Origin of the sequence: Litoribrevibacter euphylliae (genome assembly GCF_042646085.1) — a bacterium.
In the GTDB taxonomy this organism is placed as follows: domain Bacteria; phylum Pseudomonadota; class Gammaproteobacteria; order Pseudomonadales; family Litoribrevibacteraceae; genus Litoribrevibacter; species Litoribrevibacter euphylliae.
In genome coordinates, this window is sequence record NZ_JBHRSZ010000002.1 from 1,044,914 (window position 1) to 1,061,387 (window position 16,474).

The window sequence follows — 16,474 nt, forward strand, 5'->3', positions numbered from 1 at the left end:
CCTTTATTTAATTTCCACCCTACAAGGTGGGGCAAATATCAAAAACTCTATTTGCCCATCCTTGGCCACTACTCATTCCATTGATGTTATTCGTTATTTTCAGCTTAGAATGAATAGCTCAAACTTGCATACGCGTTATCACGGTCATCCAAGTCGTTGTAATCCGCATTGTTGAAGAATGCGGTGTAACCAACAGACGCTTTCCAAGCATTCAAGTAAAGTGCATTTACACCAACGTTCAATGCCATACGATCTTCGATGAACTGACTGCCAGGCTCAGGACCATAGCCATCAACATCATGAGACCATGCAAAGAATGGCTCCAGGTTTACACCAGCAAAGGCGTTGTTGTACTCCAACTTACCACGGATACGATAACCCCAAGATAGCTCAGTTACATAACCATCCTGTGTACAGTAATCAGATTGATCATTAGCTAATGGACCAGAAGCACATGTACCTGGCGTTGGCGTATCGTTATAACCTGGATGTACAGGACCGAAAGCACCAATACCATAAGCACCTGAACGACCATAACGAGCTTTAGATTGATCTGGTAAATCTTCGACATAGGTAGCACCTACTTCACCAGCCAGTGTCAAACGGCTTGCACCTAGTACCTGATCAAAGAATTTAATTGCTGTCATCTGAGCTTGCCAGATATCAAACAAGTCATAACCTTTAAAGTCATCAGCACCGTAGAACTCAGTAATATCTGAAGCACCAGCTTCTTCCATTCTCTGCTGAAGAATCAGACTTGAAGGCTGTGCAATTACACCATGAACCAATTCAAATGCGTTATGTTGAACCGGAACATCTTGTTTGTAGCTAATTTCACCAGACAGAGAAATACCTGATTCTGTACTGGTATTAAAGCTAATCCCCAACAACTTGATATTCTCAGGGAAAGACATTTCAAAGAAACCATAATCATTGTATGTACCATCAAGATTACGATCTGCAACTTGTCCAGTAATTACAGGCAACTTACTGTGATACTGCATGTAGTAGAAACCAAATTCAGTATCATTCAGCTCTTCTGCATAATAGCGGAACGCAATACCAAACTGATCGCTATCATCAGGTTCTTTGTCTGCTCTGTGTTGTACTTGAGGTAACCCAGGTAATACATCTGTTCCTAGATATTCCTTATCATCAATCAAGCCATCACCATCTTGATCGTAAGGGGTAGCCGTTGGCGTCGACGTTGTATCAACTGTAGAAAGCAATACGTTGCCACAATCAACATTAGTAGCAAAATCAATCGTGGAATAGAAAGTACCACATGGGTCAACCTGTGTTTTTCTCCACTTCAATTGATAATAAGCTTCCATCGATAACGCTTCTGTTAAACCAACAGATGCATAAAGCATTTCAACAGGTAGAAGAATATCTTTAACTTCAGCACCAGGCGTACGAGCAGCTGTTGCATCTACAGGGTTAGTCGAGTTAATACCACCTTGAATGAAAGTTGATTCACCCCACGAAATTACCTGTTTACCAGCACGTAAACTTACTGGCATCTCATCTTCACCTACATAGGTGTTCCACCAAACAAACGCGTCCAGTAAATCAATATCAGAGCCTGCATCATCACGAGCAGAAGCACTTAATTCTTTGTGAGATCGCGACTCATCTTGCAGTTCGAAATCATAGAAAGATTTAACACGAGCAAATGCACCAAAATCACCATGAGAGAATTCGATGTCATTGGTCATAGAGATTTTTTTAGTATACGTCTCACCCTTCTCAAAATTTAACGTACCGTCATCATAGTTATAGGTTGATCCACGCCCAGGGTTACCATCGTGATCTCTATTCGTACGAGCTACACGGTCTAAATTAGGGTCTTCGGTACGCCATGCTGCAGACGCTGTAATTTGTGTATCAATTTGTAGAGAACCTTCATCACCCACATCAAACTGAAGTGCGTGAACCGAGCTTACCATTGAAGCTGAAATAGCAACGGTCAAGGGAAGCTTTTTAAAATCTTTTAATTTCATGGAATCTCTCCAGATTCGGAATTTCTCTTGCGTACCCTCATTGAGGATACGCATTCAATTTATTTTTATTGGTATTACAAGCACTGAGGATTAGCAGCATCCGCAGAAGGGTCACAATCACTTAGCAATGTAGAATCATTGACAAGAACCGCACGCCCTGATGTTGCAAAGAAGGTTGCAATTTGGCCTACCATTTCACCAAATACAGAAGCGTTATCAACACTTACGATGGTCCCATGTGAACCAGCATTGAAGCGTGAAGCAACACTGATTGACTGACTTGTCGCACCAGCATCAGCAGCTAGGGCAGCACCTGCAGCCTGGAAACCTGCAACCGTGTCATAAACCCCTTCATTACCTTCAGCACCTAAGCCTGCCAAAGGCAAATCGCTTGGTAGAGCAGCATTAGAAGTTGACTCACGTAATAGAGGTTCAGTACCTGAAAGCGGAGCAGATTCAGCCACGCCAAAACCTAGTGAACTCAAATCTAAAGGAGGTAAAGGACGGTTATCAGCGTCATTTGGAATTGTTTGGTCAGGAGCAGTCGTGTAGGTACCGTTTACATCCCATGCACCAGAAATCTCAAAGAACAAGCTTCCTGGAGTCGCCGTAGAGAGAGCACCCTGCTGGAAGTTATCCATATAGTTAACAGGATCAGTAGAATCCAACGTAGCCTGGAAGACATTCAAGAACTTCTCATAGTTTGCAGTTCCACGCTCGATACCAGCATTAGATAAGCCAGTTAAAATGACTGGTGCACCAAAACTAGTACTTGCAGAGTTTTCCAACAATTTAGGAATACCACCACCCGTCATAGCGAAGTTAGCCCCTAGAACAGGGTTGATATTTGGTAAGTATCGAGCAGGGTTACCACCAGCCGTTGCAACTGCTCCAGCTTGAAGTGCTGCGCCACCAAATGACTTATTGTTAGATGCTACAAACGGAATACCATTCACACCACCAAGTGAGTGGCCAACAAAGTGAGTAGTTACTCGATCCGTACCACCTAGCGCAGCTAGTGGTGATGTATAGGTCAAGAAACCTTCAGTCGATGCATCATAAGTCTGTAATTCAGCATCAATTGCAGTTAATGAAGCATTCAAAGTTGAAAGATCCAAAATCTGTTGACGCAAATTGTCACGGCTGTTTTGGAAGTTCAACAAATTAATGAATAGTGACCCTGAAGCAACCGCACCATTTGGTGACTGACCTGCTGCCTGAGTTGTCGCATCAAGAATGGTATACCCAAAATGACGCTCACGAAGTTCAGCAGGAACAGTGTTTGGCAAAGCATTAGCAGCCGAAGCAAAGTCCACATTTGTTAGGCCAGAGATCTCAGTCGCTGAGCCTGTAGGAACGCCAGTTTCATCATAAGTAACTGAAGCCCCATGCAATGGCTGATCGATTGAAACAGTTACATAACAAGGAACACCCGTGATGCTAAAGAGTCCAGTTGTTGCATCTGCGGAATAACAAGCAGCACCCAGCTGGTTACCTAGTGGTAAACTATTACTTCTGTCATTAGTAATGCCATGGTTATAAATAACAGTTGGGTAAGGACCATCAACTGCAGCGCCAAGTAAACCAGTAGCATCGCCTGCAATTAAAGCATTCTTAACATCAAGTTGCGAAGGATCTGCAGCTTCAGCGGTTAAATAGCTAGTCAATGCAGCAGGTAGATTGGTATCACCAGAAATTGCAGTATAGGCAGAAGCCAGGATTGCCTGTTCAAGCGTAGCACCAGAGCCCGCATCAACTACTGAAGACATACCTGGGTAACTAACAACAACAGGTACAGTTTCATCAGTCTGCTTAGCAGCAAACGGGAAGTTATAAGTCACATTATATTCGCCGTCTGCATCTGCAGGAGGAAGTGCTCCAGAAGCGGCTCCAGTCAATGCGGTTTCAAGCGCACCACCTAAGGTTTGATCTGCAACCCATTGAGAACCTTTAATACCTTCTACTCCAGCATCAGAAGATTCTGTTCCATCTGGCGCATAGCCGTAGTAAGGAAGCTCGATCCAACCTTCATAAACTTTACCAGGAGCAACAGTCATGTTATCCGGGAATGTAATGGTCCCACTGGTTGCTTCAATCGTATTCCAGAAACCGACTTCAGAACTCGCTTGAGGTTTAGGAAGTAACGCCTGTACTTGAGCCGTTTCCAAAGCACTCAAATCAAGCGTCGCAATGTATGCGTTCAAAGACACAGGTGCAGGTGAAACGGCGATTTCAGGGTACAGCTTAACCTGTGTTGCAAACGCTGACTGAAGCGACTCTACGGCTGACTGTTGGTTTACAGTTAACTCAGCATCTGCATCAATACCATTATCAGTACGGTACTGAGCTTCAATCGTATCGTCAAAGCTTGAAGCAAATACACCAGCAACCACACCCGGAATTGCATTATCTAGTGCAACATTCGGAATGGTCATACCTAGAAGAACATCATCCACACCACCTGTAGTGAAGGTATAAGACAGGATAATGTCGGATTCTAGTTGAGCCGTTGCTTCATCAGAAAGATTTTTAGTTGCTGAAGCAAACCCAGCCGTAATATCTTCCAAGTTATTTACTAGAGTTTGTAGGCCTCGTAATTCAGGTAGATCGTATGGGTCAGTTGCAGGGTTCTTTTTAAAACCACTATAGCTTGAACTTGCTAAGACAGCCTCACCTGAAGAATCTTTAACACCGTTTTCTCCACCAACCACAGCTACGACATACTTAGTTTTAGGATCTAAAGGCTTAACTGGCGTAATGCGAAGCGTATTGTTACTGGTACCATCTTGAGTAATAACTTCTGCGCGATAATCACCATCATATAGGGTTGCAGCAGTACCAGTGATTGCTACTGAATCGTCAGCTTCAAGATTAAACTCGTCAACAAGAAAATCATAAAGCCCTGCACCATCATCAGTCATACCATTGTTGTCGACGTTATACTGAGCAAAGGCAAAACCTACACCAGATGACAAGATGGTTTCACCATTTAGCGTGCCGTCTGTGGTAATAGAGTCGAATACTGCTTTAAAAGTTGTGTACGATCCATTTAAAGGACCACCAGTATTAATAGCAGCTAAGTTAGTCAAAATAGTTGTTTTAAGATCAACCAAAAAGTCACTATCTGACACAGCAAACGGTGGGATTTGAACAGAAGACGAAGCAGCTGTTGCCTGGGCAGTCGCAATCGCTGTTGCAGCGTCAGCTCCACCTGCTAGGGCTTGAAGATAAGCTGCCGTAGCTGCATAAGCCTTAAAAATAAGCGTCTGACGCTCAGCTTTGGCAGCAATCTGGGTGATATCCAAAGACTGAACAGCAGAGTCAGTTGCTAATTTAATTAGGAAAACATTCTGTGTCGAAGAAGCAGGATCGGTATCCAAAGATTCAGAATCAATTGAACCGTCAAATGCGATATCAATCTGGCTAACCGTTGACCAACCATCAAGATCATTGATTGCTGTTGTCACTGGAGGAGTTGTATCGTCTGTATTTGCCGTGCCATCTGTAGAGGCAGCATCAACGAACAATAAATCGCTCTGCAAAGGTAATAACCCTTGTTCAGGACTATAGATTACCTTGGTATTACCATCGCCACCAACAGGAATAACACCACCGTTTGGACCTGTAGTCCCGGTGCTATCGGTACCAGAACAACCAGCGAGTCCCATGCCTGCGGCAATGGAAAGACTCAGAAGAGATTTCTTCAACATATGCAACCTTGTCTGACTTTTTGTTTATCTTTATTAAGTAGCGGTATTTGTTAGGTGGAGAATTCCTAACCCTATCAATCCACTATGCGAATAACATCACAATATAGCGGAGGAGTTCCCCGCATGAGATCACCCTAAAGGATGATTCACCATGATTTCTTTGTCACTCCGTCCAAATAGCAACAAGAACGCCATAGAAATTTACATTCTGTTACAAGATAGTAGGTAATCCCTATTGTTCAAGCAGGGCAATTAGGATTCCACCCGCTTCTAGCTTATAATCACGCGCACTTTTTATTCTCTATCTGTAAAAGCTCATTACAGAGAAGATTACACTTCACACTCAAGAAGCGTAGCCAGCGACGTTTAGGCAAGCCAAGTACAGATGAAAGAACTGAGCTTACAAATTTGTAAGCGAGCAATTAAGTCTGATGTAAATACAGCGTAAACCAGCATAGCTGCTTCATTACCAGGAGAGAAACATGTCCAAAGACTCTGTTGTAATCGTATCCGGCGCCCGTACCCCTATGGGTGGTCTTTCAGGTGCTCTAAGCGCACTTCCAGCCACTGACCTTGGTGCTGTTGCTATCGAAGAAGCAGTAAAACGTGCAGGCATCGATGCCAATGACGTACAAGAAGTTATCATGGGTAACGTTCTTCCAGCTGGCTTAAAACAAGGCCCAGCTCGTCAAGCAATGCGTAAAGCAGGTCTTACAGACAACACTGGTGCGGTTACCATTAATAAGCTGTGTGGTTCTGGCATGAAAGCAACCATGATGGCGCACGATTCGATTAAAGCAGGTACTAACGAAGTAGTGGTTGCTGGCGGTATGGAAAGCATGTCGAACGCACCTTACATCCTTGAGAAAGCTCGCTCTGGCTATCGCCTTGGCCACGGTGATCAATTAAAAGATCATATGTTCCTGGACGGTCTTGAAGATGCAGAAACCGGTAAGTTGATGGGTCAGTTCGCGCAAGGTACTGCTGACGACAAGGGTTATACTCGTGAAGAAATGGACGAGTATGCAATTAACTCTCTAAAACGTGCTAAAAAAGCCATTGATGAAGGCTTGATCAAAGATGAGATCGTTCCTGTGACAGTAAAAACTCGTCGCGGTGAAACGGTTGTTTCTGACGATGAACAGCCACACAATGCAAACATTGAGAAAATCCCTACACTTCGCCCGGCATTCGCTAAAGACGGTACGATTACAGCTGCAAACGCCTCTTCTATCTCTGACGGTGCTTCTGCACTTGTTCTAATGAGCGAAGCTGAAGCAGAAAAACGCGGCCTTAAGCCAATGGCTCGTATCGTTGCTCACTCAACTCAATCACAGCACCCTTCTGAATTTACCATTGCTCCTGTGGGCGCGATTGAGAAAGTATTGGAAAAAGCTGAGTGGACGAAAGAAGACGTTGATTTGTTTGAAATTAACGAAGCGTTCGCAATGGTTGCTATGATGCCAATCAAAGAACTTGGTCTTGATCCTGAGAAAGTAAACGTTCACGGCGGTGCTTGTGCTCAAGGTCACCCTGTTGGCTCTACTGGTTCTCGTCTACTGGTAACTCTTATGTACGCACTTGAGCGTTACGGTAAGAAGAAAGGTGTTGCAGCACTTTGTATCGGTGGCGGTGAAGCAACTGCAATGGCGATTGAATTGATCTAAGCCAGATTATGTATTGATTTGATCGTTTCGATCACATCGATCTAAAAGCCCTGCTTCAAACGCAGGGCTTTTTTATCGATTGCCATTAAGAAGTCTAAAACACCATCTCAAAATTATGTGCGTCCACTGAGTTATCCAGTGCTTCTAAGATCATTACTTCAGTAAGATCCACTTCCACCGCACCTTGCGCAGCCTCAACAACAATCAACTCTCTATCACCCTTGCGGACAATGTCTTTTGCAATGCCTAACACTGTTTGGTGATCCACCAAGGTTAACTGCACTTTAGAATGCCTCATGCATACAATTTCAAAATAATCGTGTGCCTCACAAGAGATAGGTTTGGTCATGTCATTTCCCCAAAAAAGAAAAAGCCCTGATAACACTATAATTATCAGGGCTTGGTTCTGCCAACTCTCAGCATCTACTTGATGCTTTAAGAAACCTTACATTTCGATTAACTGATCAACGAAGGTAAAGAAGTCATCCTTAGAGGTTAGCGCCTTATTGTTCACTCGTCTCGCCCCTTCAATAATCAACGTCGGCGTACCAGAAATTTCATAATGCTTAGACAGCTCAATGGAATTACGCAACTTGTCTTCTAACTCTTTACTCTCCACACGCGCTTTGACAGCCGCCACATCTACGCTCTTTTCTTCTAGCATGGCGTAAATCTTGTCTAACTGTTCGCCCAGGCTCTTTTCATGGCCAAAGGTTTCGAATAGCTTAAACATTTCATGGTGAACTTCATCGAAGTTGTTAAGCGGCTCGATGGCGTAATATACACGTGCATAAAGACCGGTCGTTTGATTCCAGACAACAGGCACATAGCTGACTTTCTTCGATGGGTTCTGCTTGTTCCAGTCTTTCAACTCTGGCGCAAACTCCTGACAGTGGTGACAGCCATAGCTAAAAAACTCAACCACATCAGCCTGTGCAAGATTTGCATCTTGATTCGCCATGATGTTGTCGTATTTGAAGTAATGCGTACCTTCTTGTAACTGACCTGAAGCCATCGTCATGATAGGCTCATTAGACTCTGAAACCTTGGATACAGGCTCTTGTTCATTACCGCACCCAGTCACTGCCGCAGCTATACCAACCGACATCATGACCGCCATTAAACGCTTACCCATATCCAACACTTCCTCTTTTAAATTTTGACATCAAAGCTAACACAAAAAAGCCGCGATTCGAATGAATCACGGCTTTTAGTTGCTATTTCAAGCACAAAGTTCCCATCTGGAGGTAGCGGTTACGCTTTATGCTCTCTGGCTAAGTAATCATGTGACTGCATTTCCAACAAACGGCTGGTCGTTCGCTGGAATTCAAACTCAAGTTTCCCTGTGGAATAAATATCAGGAATGGCGTTCTCACCTGACATAATCAACTTAACGCCACGATCATAAAACTCATCCACCATATTAATAAAGCGACGAGCTAAATCATCGGTTTTCGCGCCCAATTCCGGCACATCACTGACCAACACCGCGTGATACAGCCGGCCCAACTCAATGTAATCGTTTTGAGAACGCGGGCCATCACACAAGGCTTTGAAATCAAACCAGGCCACATCATCACAAATCGCCTTCGCTTGAATCTCTCGACCCAAGACTTCGACCGGCACATCCTTCTCGATATGCTGAACATCCGGAATCAAACTATCAAAGCTCTTTTGCAAACTTTTCTCTGCACCGTCATCAAGCGGAAAGTGATATAACTCTGCCTGCTCTAACGCACGTAAACGGTAATCAACACCACTGTCGACATTCACCACTTCGGTGTATTGATTAAGTAACTTGATTGCCGGGATGAAACGGTCTCGTTGCAAGCCATCTTTATAGAGACCATCCGGCACAATGTTAGAAGTCGCTACCAGGGTTACCCCACGATCGAACAACATCTGCAGCAATGAGCCCAAAATCATCGCATCGCCAATATCTGATACAAAGAACTCATCAAAACAAATTACCACACCGTCTTTTGCAATGCGATCCGCAACGGTTTCAAGGGGGTCTTTTTGACCTTTAAGATCTGTTAATTCAGTATGAACCCGCTGCATAAAACGGTGAAAGTGAGTACGAATTTTACGCTCGAATGGCAGGGCATCATAAAAGGTATCAACTAAGTAAGTCTTACCACGACCAACACCACCCCAGAAGTACAACCCCTGCAGTGGCTCTTTCTTTTTCTTGCGCTTAATTACTTTAGAGAAGGAAGCCACTTTGCTTCGAGACTTTGCTTTGTCGTATTCAGCAACTAAATCTTCATACAATCTTTGAAGGTGTTTTACTGCCATTTCCTGTGCAGAATCGTATGAAAAGTCGTCACGTTCCAGGTCTTTCTTATAAAGCTCTAAAGGAGTTGTCATAAGCGCTCAACAATACTGTTTATATCGTAGTCAATCAGAGGTAGCGCACTTTACCTCGGACGCCTTGAATGTTCAACTCAACGGCAAGTTTATGACTGATGAAAGACACCAAAAATAGTTGCCAATCTGCACTGCTCAAGGCACTCTAATTAAGTTAGCCTTTAATCCTATTTTATTTATTTGATCAACCTGCGAGACACTTCTATGGAAAGCACTTCTATTGATTGGTTATCTTACGGCCTTACGTTTATCTTAGGATCAGCCATTGGTGCACTACTCACCTTCTGGCTTCAGCCATCCAATCAAAAAAGCCGTCAATTAGAAAAGCAATTATCAGAAACGGAACAACACCAGGCAGAATATCAGGATAAAGTGACAGAGCACTTTGCGGAAACAGCTGAGCTCTTTACCGAACTGACCACCCAATACAAAAAGGTGTATGACCATCTTTCAAAAAGCTCACAAGAACTTTGCAACAACGACGTCATTACAGACCAATTAAAGCTAGGCGAATTGACTGAACAACCAGCGGTCTCCGATCAAACTGAAAAGGATACCGCGGACGAGACCATGAGCTTTGAAATGCCAAAGGATTACGCACACAGTTCCGATAAAAATCAACAAGGCGGGACATTATCGGAAGATTTCGGACTTCAGAAAAAGCGCGATAGCCCAATAGACTCTTAACCGAATTAATTGAGATGAATTAGTTCAGATGTAGTAATTCAGACTATATCTGACAAATACTGACGACAGAGAACACCTACAACGTAGGTTCTGTCGCCCTTATCTGAAACTCTCACGCTCTACACTGGATTATCAACATCCACAAAGTGATGCTGAATACCGAACGTCTCAGCCAAATGCTCACCCAATGCTTTCACTCCATAACGCTCGGTTGCGTGATGGCCGGCGGAATAAAAATGAATCCCCTCTTCCCGAGCCGTATGAACCGTTGGCTCAGAGATTTCCCCAGTCACAAAGGCATCCACTTCTGCAACAATAGCCTTATAAATATAAGACTGTGCAGCTCCAGTACACCATGCAACCCTATGAATCTGTTCCTTTTCTCTATCAGGCGCGATATGCAATGGCTCACGCCCCAATACACTCGCCAAACGCTCAGAGAATGCCTGCGCTGTAATAGGCTCTGACAGCTCGCCAACCGACCCCACACTCAGCGGGTTGCCCTCTTCCAAGCCTTCAGTCACTGTTAAGCCCAACAGTTTTGCTAGCTGCGTATTATTTCCATACTCCGCATGTACGTCCAAAGGCAAGTGGTAGGCGATCAAATTGATATCATTCTTGATCAAGGTACGAATACGACGGCCTTTCATTCCCACCAAGCTTTGAGGCTCACCTTTCCAGAAATAACCATGATGTACAAGAATCGCATCAGCATTTAATTCCACAGCACGATCCAGTAACGCCTGGCACGCCGTGACGCCAGATACGAGTGTGCCAATCTGATCAACCCCCTCAACCTGAAGGCCGTTTTCACAGTAATCTTTAAAGCTTGCCGGAGATAGCAGGCCAGTCAGGTAGTTCATTAACTCATTTCGCGAAACGGTCGACATTTCTTTTCTCTCTCAACAATTATGATCACTTCAATACGCTTCACTAAAGCCACAATGATCGGTCTAAACCCCTAGTTCTATATAGAACCTTTTGTAAATGACATACTTATCAATAAATTAACTAATCTTGATTATCATTTAGCAGTTACCAATAGTAAAATAATCTGTGCCGAGCTCAAGACCACATTTTAAATAGCCAGAGATAGAGATAAGACAGACCGCATGTTCAATCGATTGATAGTGCCCGCCTTACTAGGTGCCTGTATCGGCCTAACCGTTCTTTTGTTCAATCAAGAAAGGAACGTTATTACATCCTTTTTCACACCAGATTCATCCCAACACACTACAACTTCCGCGTCTCACTCATCAGATCAACCAACTCAAGAAGCACACGTAAACAGCACACGGGGAAGCACACCTCAACCATCACACCCCTTGGCTGCGCCCTCTTATGCCGATGCGGTAGAAGCATCCTCCCCTGCGGTGGTAAATATCTACGCTAGTCGCACAGTCACCCAGAGTACGCACCCTCTGCTATCAGACCCTAAGTTCCGACAGTTCTTAGGACGCTTTACACTTCCTCAGCAACAGGAAAAAATGCAGAACAGCTTAGGTTCTGGTGTTTTTATTGGCAAAGACGGCTATATTCTGACCAATCGTCACGTAATCCAAGGAGCCGAACAAATAGCTGTAGCATTAAGCGACGGTCGAAAATCACCAGCACGAGTAATTGGTACCGATCCAGCAACGGATCTTGCTGTTTTGAAGGTCGATCTTGATCAACTGCCCGAAGTGCCTTTGCCACTATCCAATAACGACTTACGTGTGGGCGACATCGTATTAGCCATTGGTAACCCATTTGGCTTTAATCAATCGGTATCAATAGGCATCATCAGTGCGCTTGGCAGAAGCAACCTTGGTATTACCACGTATGAGAACTTCATCCAAACGGACGCGGCGATTAACCCTGGCAATTCGGGCGGCGCCTTAATCAATGCCAACGGTGAGCTTATTGGAATTAATACCGCAGTATTTAATAAGGGCGGTGAAGCTCAGGGGATTGGCTTTGCCATTCCAGTAGAAGTCGCATTATTAGTAATGTCGGATCTTATCGAATATGGGCGTGTAAACCGAGGCTGGTTAGGTGTCGAAACCATAGACTTAACGCCCGCCTTATCAGCAAGATTCGACATCCCTTATCATGCAGGTATTTTGATCACTAAAATATTCAAAGACAGCCCTGCTCATAAAGCAGGCCTACTGCCCGGTGATATCATCACCAAAATCAATGGCGCAACCATCGCCAGCTTCCGCTCGGCCAGTCGACAAGTGGCCATGGTTCGACCGGCCGATAACGTTGAAATTGAGCTTATTCGGATCAATAACGAACTTAAAACGACAGTGACGGCTTCCGAGCATCCAAACCTCACAAAGCAATAAGCACTTCCCACTAAATTACAAACTATACAAACACAAAAAAGGCCTCTTGCGAGGCCTTTTTTTATTAAACTTAAGGATCAATCCTTGATTCGATATTCCGCTGAACGTGCGTGAGCGGTCAGACTCTCACCTCTTGCCAATACCGAAGCAACTTTCCCCATTTCAGACGCACCATCCGCAGAGAAGTGAATAATCGAGGACTTCTTCTGGAAATCATACACACCCAGAGGTGAAGAAAAGCGTGCTGTACCCGAAGTAGGCAGAACATGGTTTGGCCCTGCACAATAGTCACCCAACGCCTCAGCAGTATAACGCCCCATAAAGATCGCACCTGCGTGGCGAATCTTAGGTAATAATGCTTCAGGATCTTCAACTGACAATTCAAGATGCTCAGGAGCAATTTTATTCACTACGTCACAAGCATCATCAAGATCTGTAACTAAAACAAACGCACCTCGCTCTACCAAGGAAGTACGAATAATTTCTTGACGCTCCATAGTAGGCAGCAGTTTTTCAATCGACGCTTGAACCTGTGACAAGTACTCTTCACTGGTCGCAATCAGAATCGACTGAGCATCTTCATCGTGCTCCGCCTGCGAGAACAAATCCATTGCAATCCAATCTGGATCGGTCTGGCCGTCACACACCACAAGAATCTCAGATGGCCCTGCGATCATATCAATACCCACAGTACCAAATACCATACGCTTAGCCGTCGCTACATAGATATTGCCCGGCCCAACGATCTTATCAACTTTAGGTACAGACTCAGTGCCATACGCCAATGCAGCCACCGCCTGAGCGCCGCCCAAACGGAAAACGCGATCAACACCCGCAACTTCTGCAGCTGCAAGCACTAATGGATTTATCTCATCGTCCGGCGTTGGCACAACCATGATCAACTCTTGAACACCAGCCACTTTTGCTGGCATCGCATTCATCAATACAGATGACGGATAAGACGCTTTGCCACCAGGCACATACAAGCCGACTTTATCCATTGGCGTCACTTTCTGACCAAGCACCGTACCGTCTGTTTCGGTGTAATCCCAAGAGGTTTGTAATTGCTTTTCATGGTATGAACGCACCCGATCCGCAGCGGTTTGCAAAGCAACACGCTCTTTCTCAGGTAAACCATCCAAAGCAGCTTTCAGCTCCTCTTTCGACACTTCCAATTGAGACGAATCTGTTAAGTTGAGACGGTCGAATCGATTGGTAAACTCAATCAACGCCTGATCACCGTTGGCTCGTACAGAATGAACAATATCATGAACTCGCTGATTCACTTCAGCATCGGATACACCTTCCCATGCCGTCAGTTTCGCCAGTTGAGTATCAAAATCACTGTCACTGCTTGCCAATCGTTTAATGTTAATCATACGCGTACTTTTACCTTTCTTTTCAACGTCCTGAAGAGACGTACACAACATATCGAACGCTTACAAGCTTCTAAAACTAAAGCGTCCAATCAACTTCAAATTAAGCCATTTCAACGACTTTCGCCGCTTCAATCGCCTTACTCAATTTTTCAATAATCGGTTGAATCATGTGGTGCTTATTTTTATAAGCCGATTTACCCGCCACCAAACGACTGCTGATATATGCAATCTCTTCAAGTGGCTGCAGACCATTTGCTCTCAACGTATTGCCGGTATCAACAATATCAACGATGCGATCCGCCAAACCCATGATAGGCGCCAATTCCATCGCACCGTACAGTTTGATGATATCAACCTGGCGACCTTGTTCTGCATAATAACGCTTAGTTACATTAACGAATTTAGTCGCAACACGAAGGCGACCTTCCGGCTCTTTCGGATCTTTACCAGCCGTCATCAATTTACAACGAGCGATATCCAGATCCAGCAATTCGTACATGCCGTCTCCACCGTGCTCCATAAGAACGTCTTTACCAGAAACGCCCAAATCAGCTGCGCCTAACTCCACATACGCAGGAACATCCGTTGCACGAATAATGACTAAATTCACACCTGGTATATTGGTTTCAAAAATCAGCTTCCGACTCTTAAAAATGTCTTCTGCTGGCTCGATACCCGCTGCTTTCAGCAAAGGTAATGTGTCTTTTAGAATACGCCCTTTAGATAGAGCAATCGTAAGTGTCTGATCCATTACTGATCAATCCAATCCTATTCTGGTAAACGTCTAATGTCTGCACCTAATAATTGCAGCTTCTCTTCGATACACTCATAACCACGATCAATATGATAAATACGGTCAATTACCGTTTCACCTTGAGCAACCAAACCTGCAATCACCAAGCTTGCCGAAGCACGTAAGTCGGTTGCCATCACTGGAGCCGAATGCAGTTCCGATAGACCTTTAATTACCGCCGTGTTGCCTTCAACAGTAATATCTGCCCCCATGCGGGTCATTTCCTGAACGTGCATAAAGCGGTTTTCGAAGATGGTTTCCACTACGGTTCCGGTACCTTCAGCAACCGCATTCATCGCTACAAACTGAGCTTGCATATCCGTTGGAAATGCTGGATACGGCGCAGTTTTCAGTGACACGGCTTTAGGACGACGCCCTTCCATGTCAAGAGAAATCCAATTCTCGCCGGTTTCAATCTTGGCGCCAGCTTCTTCAAGCTTAACCAACACCGCATCAAGGATATCAGGGCGAGTGTCTTTAACTTTCACTTTACCCCCGGTAGCGGCTGCAGCAACCAAGTAGGTTCCCGTTTCGATACGATCAGGAACAACCGAATAATCACACCCATGTAATTTTTCTACACCCGTGACCCTAATGATGTCCGTGCCGTGACCTTCGATTTGTGCACCCATGGCAATCAAGCACTCAGCCAGATCAACCACTTCTGGTTCGCGTGCAGCATTTTCGATGGTGGTAACACCGTCCGCCAACGTTGCCGCCATCAGAATATTTTCAGTACCAGTTACAGTCACTGTGTCAAAGAACACATTCGCGCCCTTTAGACGGCCATCGGTTTTTGCCTTGATGTAACCGTCTTCTACAACCACCTCGGCACCCATGGCTTCTAAACCTCGGATATGAAGATCAACCGGACGGCTTCCGATAGCACAACCACCGGGTAAAGACACTTCAGCATAACCATTTTTTGCAACTAAAGGCCCCAATACCAAGATGGAGGCACGCATGGTTTTTACCAGCTCATACGGTGCGACCACGGATTTAATCTGGTTGCTGTCCAGCTCAATACTAAGGTCTTCATTAACGACAGGCTCAACACCCATAGTTCCAAGCAAGTTCAACATGGTTGTGATGTCTTGCAGATGCGGAAGATTTCGAATGATGACATTCTCGCTGGAAAGCAATGCAGCTGAGATGATAGGTAGTGCAGAGTTTTTAGCACCTGACGCGCGAATCTCACCAGATAAAGGCTTACCACCGCGAATGACTAATTTGTCCATTTAATATTTCACCAATTACTAACGAATATTCAAAAATCAAGCTTAGGCTTCAGAAGGAGTTAATGCTTTGATCTGCACAGCATGGATCGTTCCATCCTGAATCTGAGCATTTAAAGCCTTATATACTGCCTGCTGACGCTTTACAGCATTCAAACCTTCGAATGCGTCAGTAATTACAGTCACCTGATAATGATAGCCATCGGTTGATGCATCGATTTCTGCATTAGGAAATTCAGCTTTCAGTAACGCTTTAACGTCTTCTACGTCCATCTCGACCTCAAATTCAATTCTTCTTTA

13 protein-coding genes are annotated in these 16,474 nt (G+C 44.6%); 3 read left to right on the forward strand and 10 right to left on the reverse strand.

The window, feature by feature from the left end; genetic code table 11:
* Positions 1-104: 104 nt before the first annotated feature.
* On the reverse strand, positions 105-2,003 hold the full coding sequence (locus ACFOEK_RS06395; RefSeq protein WP_386717830.1) for a DUF1302 domain-containing protein: 1,899 nt from the start codon (positions 2,001-2,003) through the stop codon (positions 105-107).
* Between the two features lie 74 nt (positions 2,004-2,077).
* Positions 2,078-5,713 carry a hypothetical protein gene (locus tag ACFOEK_RS06400; protein ID WP_386717833.1) on the reverse strand — a complete coding sequence of 1,212 codons (3,636 nt, stop codon included), beginning with the start codon at positions 5,711-5,713 and terminating at the stop codon, positions 2,078-2,080.
* A 482-nt stretch (positions 5,714-6,195) separates the two neighbouring features.
* Here ACFOEK_RS06400 and ACFOEK_RS06405 point away from each other — a divergent pair, with 482 nt between their 5' ends.
* On the forward strand, positions 6,196-7,380 hold the full coding sequence (locus tag ACFOEK_RS06405) for a thiolase family protein (RefSeq protein WP_386717836.1): 1,185 nt from the start codon (positions 6,196-6,198) through the stop codon (positions 7,378-7,380).
* A 94-nt stretch (positions 7,381-7,474) separates the two neighbouring features.
* Here ACFOEK_RS06405 and ACFOEK_RS06410 read toward each other — a convergent pair whose 3' ends face one another.
* From ACFOEK_RS06410 to zapE, 3 genes are all read right to left on the reverse strand, one after another.
* Positions 7,475-7,729, reverse strand: a complete 255-nt coding sequence (locus ACFOEK_RS06410; RefSeq protein ID WP_386717839.1) for a Rho-binding antiterminator — start codon at positions 7,727-7,729, stop codon at positions 7,475-7,477.
* A gap of 96 nt (positions 7,730-7,825) precedes the next feature.
* Positions 7,826-8,515, reverse strand: a complete 690-nt coding sequence (locus ACFOEK_RS06415; RefSeq protein WP_386717842.1) for a DsbA family protein — start codon at positions 8,513-8,515, stop codon at positions 7,826-7,828.
* 119 nt (positions 8,516-8,634) lie between these two features.
* A complete protein-coding gene (gene zapE / locus ACFOEK_RS06420; RefSeq protein ID WP_386717845.1) occupies positions 8,635-9,750 on the reverse strand; it encodes a cell division protein ZapE in 1,116 nt (371 codons plus the stop codon).
* A 204-nt stretch (positions 9,751-9,954) separates the two neighbouring features.
* Between zapE and ACFOEK_RS06425 the strand changes: the two genes are divergently transcribed.
* A complete protein-coding gene (locus tag ACFOEK_RS06425; RefSeq protein ID WP_386717848.1) occupies positions 9,955-10,437 on the forward strand; it encodes a YhcB family protein in 483 nt (160 codons plus the stop codon).
* A 119-nt stretch (positions 10,438-10,556) separates the two neighbouring features.
* Here the strand turns inward: ACFOEK_RS06425 and ACFOEK_RS06430 are convergent, their stop codons facing one another.
* Positions 10,557-11,327: a Nif3-like dinuclear metal center hexameric protein gene (locus tag ACFOEK_RS06430; RefSeq protein ID WP_386717851.1), complete on the reverse strand. Its 771-nt coding sequence runs from the start codon at positions 11,325-11,327 to the stop codon at positions 10,557-10,559.
* A 222-nt stretch (positions 11,328-11,549) separates the two neighbouring features.
* Between ACFOEK_RS06430 and ACFOEK_RS06435 the strand changes: the two genes are divergently transcribed.
* Positions 11,550-12,767 (forward strand): trypsin-like peptidase domain-containing protein, encoded by a 1,218-nt coding sequence (locus ACFOEK_RS06435; protein WP_386717854.1) that lies wholly within the window; start codon positions 11,550-11,552, stop codon positions 12,765-12,767.
* Positions 12,768-12,844: 77 nt separating this feature from the next.
* On the opposite strand, the gene hisD is transcribed toward ACFOEK_RS06435, so the two are convergent.
* The 4 genes from hisD to ACFOEK_RS06455 form a co-directional block, all read right to left on the reverse strand.
* Positions 12,845-14,146, reverse strand: coding sequence for a histidinol dehydrogenase (hisD, locus tag ACFOEK_RS06440; RefSeq protein ID WP_386717857.1), 1,302 nt, complete (start codon positions 14,144-14,146; stop codon positions 12,845-12,847).
* A 100-nt stretch (positions 14,147-14,246) separates the two neighbouring features.
* Positions 14,247-14,897 carry an ATP phosphoribosyltransferase gene (hisG, locus tag ACFOEK_RS06445; protein ID WP_386717860.1) on the reverse strand — a complete coding sequence of 217 codons (651 nt, stop codon included), beginning with the start codon at positions 14,895-14,897 and terminating at the stop codon, positions 14,247-14,249.
* A gap of 17 nt (positions 14,898-14,914) precedes the next feature.
* A complete protein-coding gene (gene murA / locus ACFOEK_RS06450; protein ID WP_386717863.1) occupies positions 14,915-16,177 on the reverse strand; it encodes a UDP-N-acetylglucosamine 1-carboxyvinyltransferase in 1,263 nt (420 codons plus the stop codon).
* A gap of 42 nt (positions 16,178-16,219) precedes the next feature.
* Positions 16,220-16,447, reverse strand: a complete 228-nt coding sequence (locus tag ACFOEK_RS06455; RefSeq protein ID WP_386717865.1) for a BolA family protein — start codon at positions 16,445-16,447, stop codon at positions 16,220-16,222.
* Positions 16,448-16,474: the final 27 nt, after the last annotated feature.

Excerpts from the sequence above, each read along its gene's own strand:
- ACFOEK_RS06425 (WP_386717848.1), top strand. The coding sequence starts at position 9,955 with ATGGAAAGCACTTCTATTGATTGGTTATCTTACGGCCTTACGTTTATC.
- hisG (WP_386717860.1), bottom strand. The coding sequence starts at position 14,897 with ATGGATCAGACACTTACGATTGCTCTATCTAAAGGGCGTATTCTAAAA.
- hisD (WP_386717857.1), bottom strand. The coding sequence starts at position 14,146 with ATGATTAACATTAAACGATTGGCAAGCAGTGACAGTGATTTTGATACT.
- ACFOEK_RS06415 (WP_386717842.1), bottom strand. The coding sequence starts at position 8,515 with ATGGGTAAGCGTTTAATGGCGGTCATGATGTCGGTTGGTATAGCTGCG.
- murA (WP_386717863.1), bottom strand. The coding sequence starts at position 16,177 with ATGGACAAATTAGTCATTCGCGGTGGTAAGCCTTTATCTGGTGAGATT.
- ACFOEK_RS06430 (WP_386717851.1), bottom strand. The coding sequence starts at position 11,327 with ATGTCGACCGTTTCGCGAAATGAGTTAATGAACTACCTGACTGGCCTG.
- ACFOEK_RS06405 (WP_386717836.1), top strand. The coding sequence starts at position 6,196 with ATGTCCAAAGACTCTGTTGTAATCGTATCCGGCGCCCGTACCCCTATG.
- ACFOEK_RS06395 (WP_386717830.1), bottom strand. The coding sequence starts at position 2,003 with ATGAAATTAAAAGATTTTAAAAAGCTTCCCTTGACCGTTGCTATTTCA.
- ACFOEK_RS06400 (WP_386717833.1), bottom strand. The coding sequence starts at position 5,713 with ATGTTGAAGAAATCTCTTCTGAGTCTTTCCATTGCCGCAGGCATGGGA.
- ACFOEK_RS06410 (WP_386717839.1), bottom strand. The coding sequence starts at position 7,729 with ATGACCAAACCTATCTCTTGTGAGGCACACGATTATTTTGAAATTGTA.
- ACFOEK_RS06435 (WP_386717854.1), top strand. The coding sequence starts at position 11,550 with ATGTTCAATCGATTGATAGTGCCCGCCTTACTAGGTGCCTGTATCGGC.
- ACFOEK_RS06455 (WP_386717865.1), bottom strand. The coding sequence starts at position 16,447 with ATGGACGTAGAAGACGTTAAAGCGTTACTGAAAGCTGAATTTCCTAAT.
- zapE (WP_386717845.1), bottom strand. The coding sequence starts at position 9,750 with ATGACAACTCCTTTAGAGCTTTATAAGAAAGACCTGGAACGTGACGAC.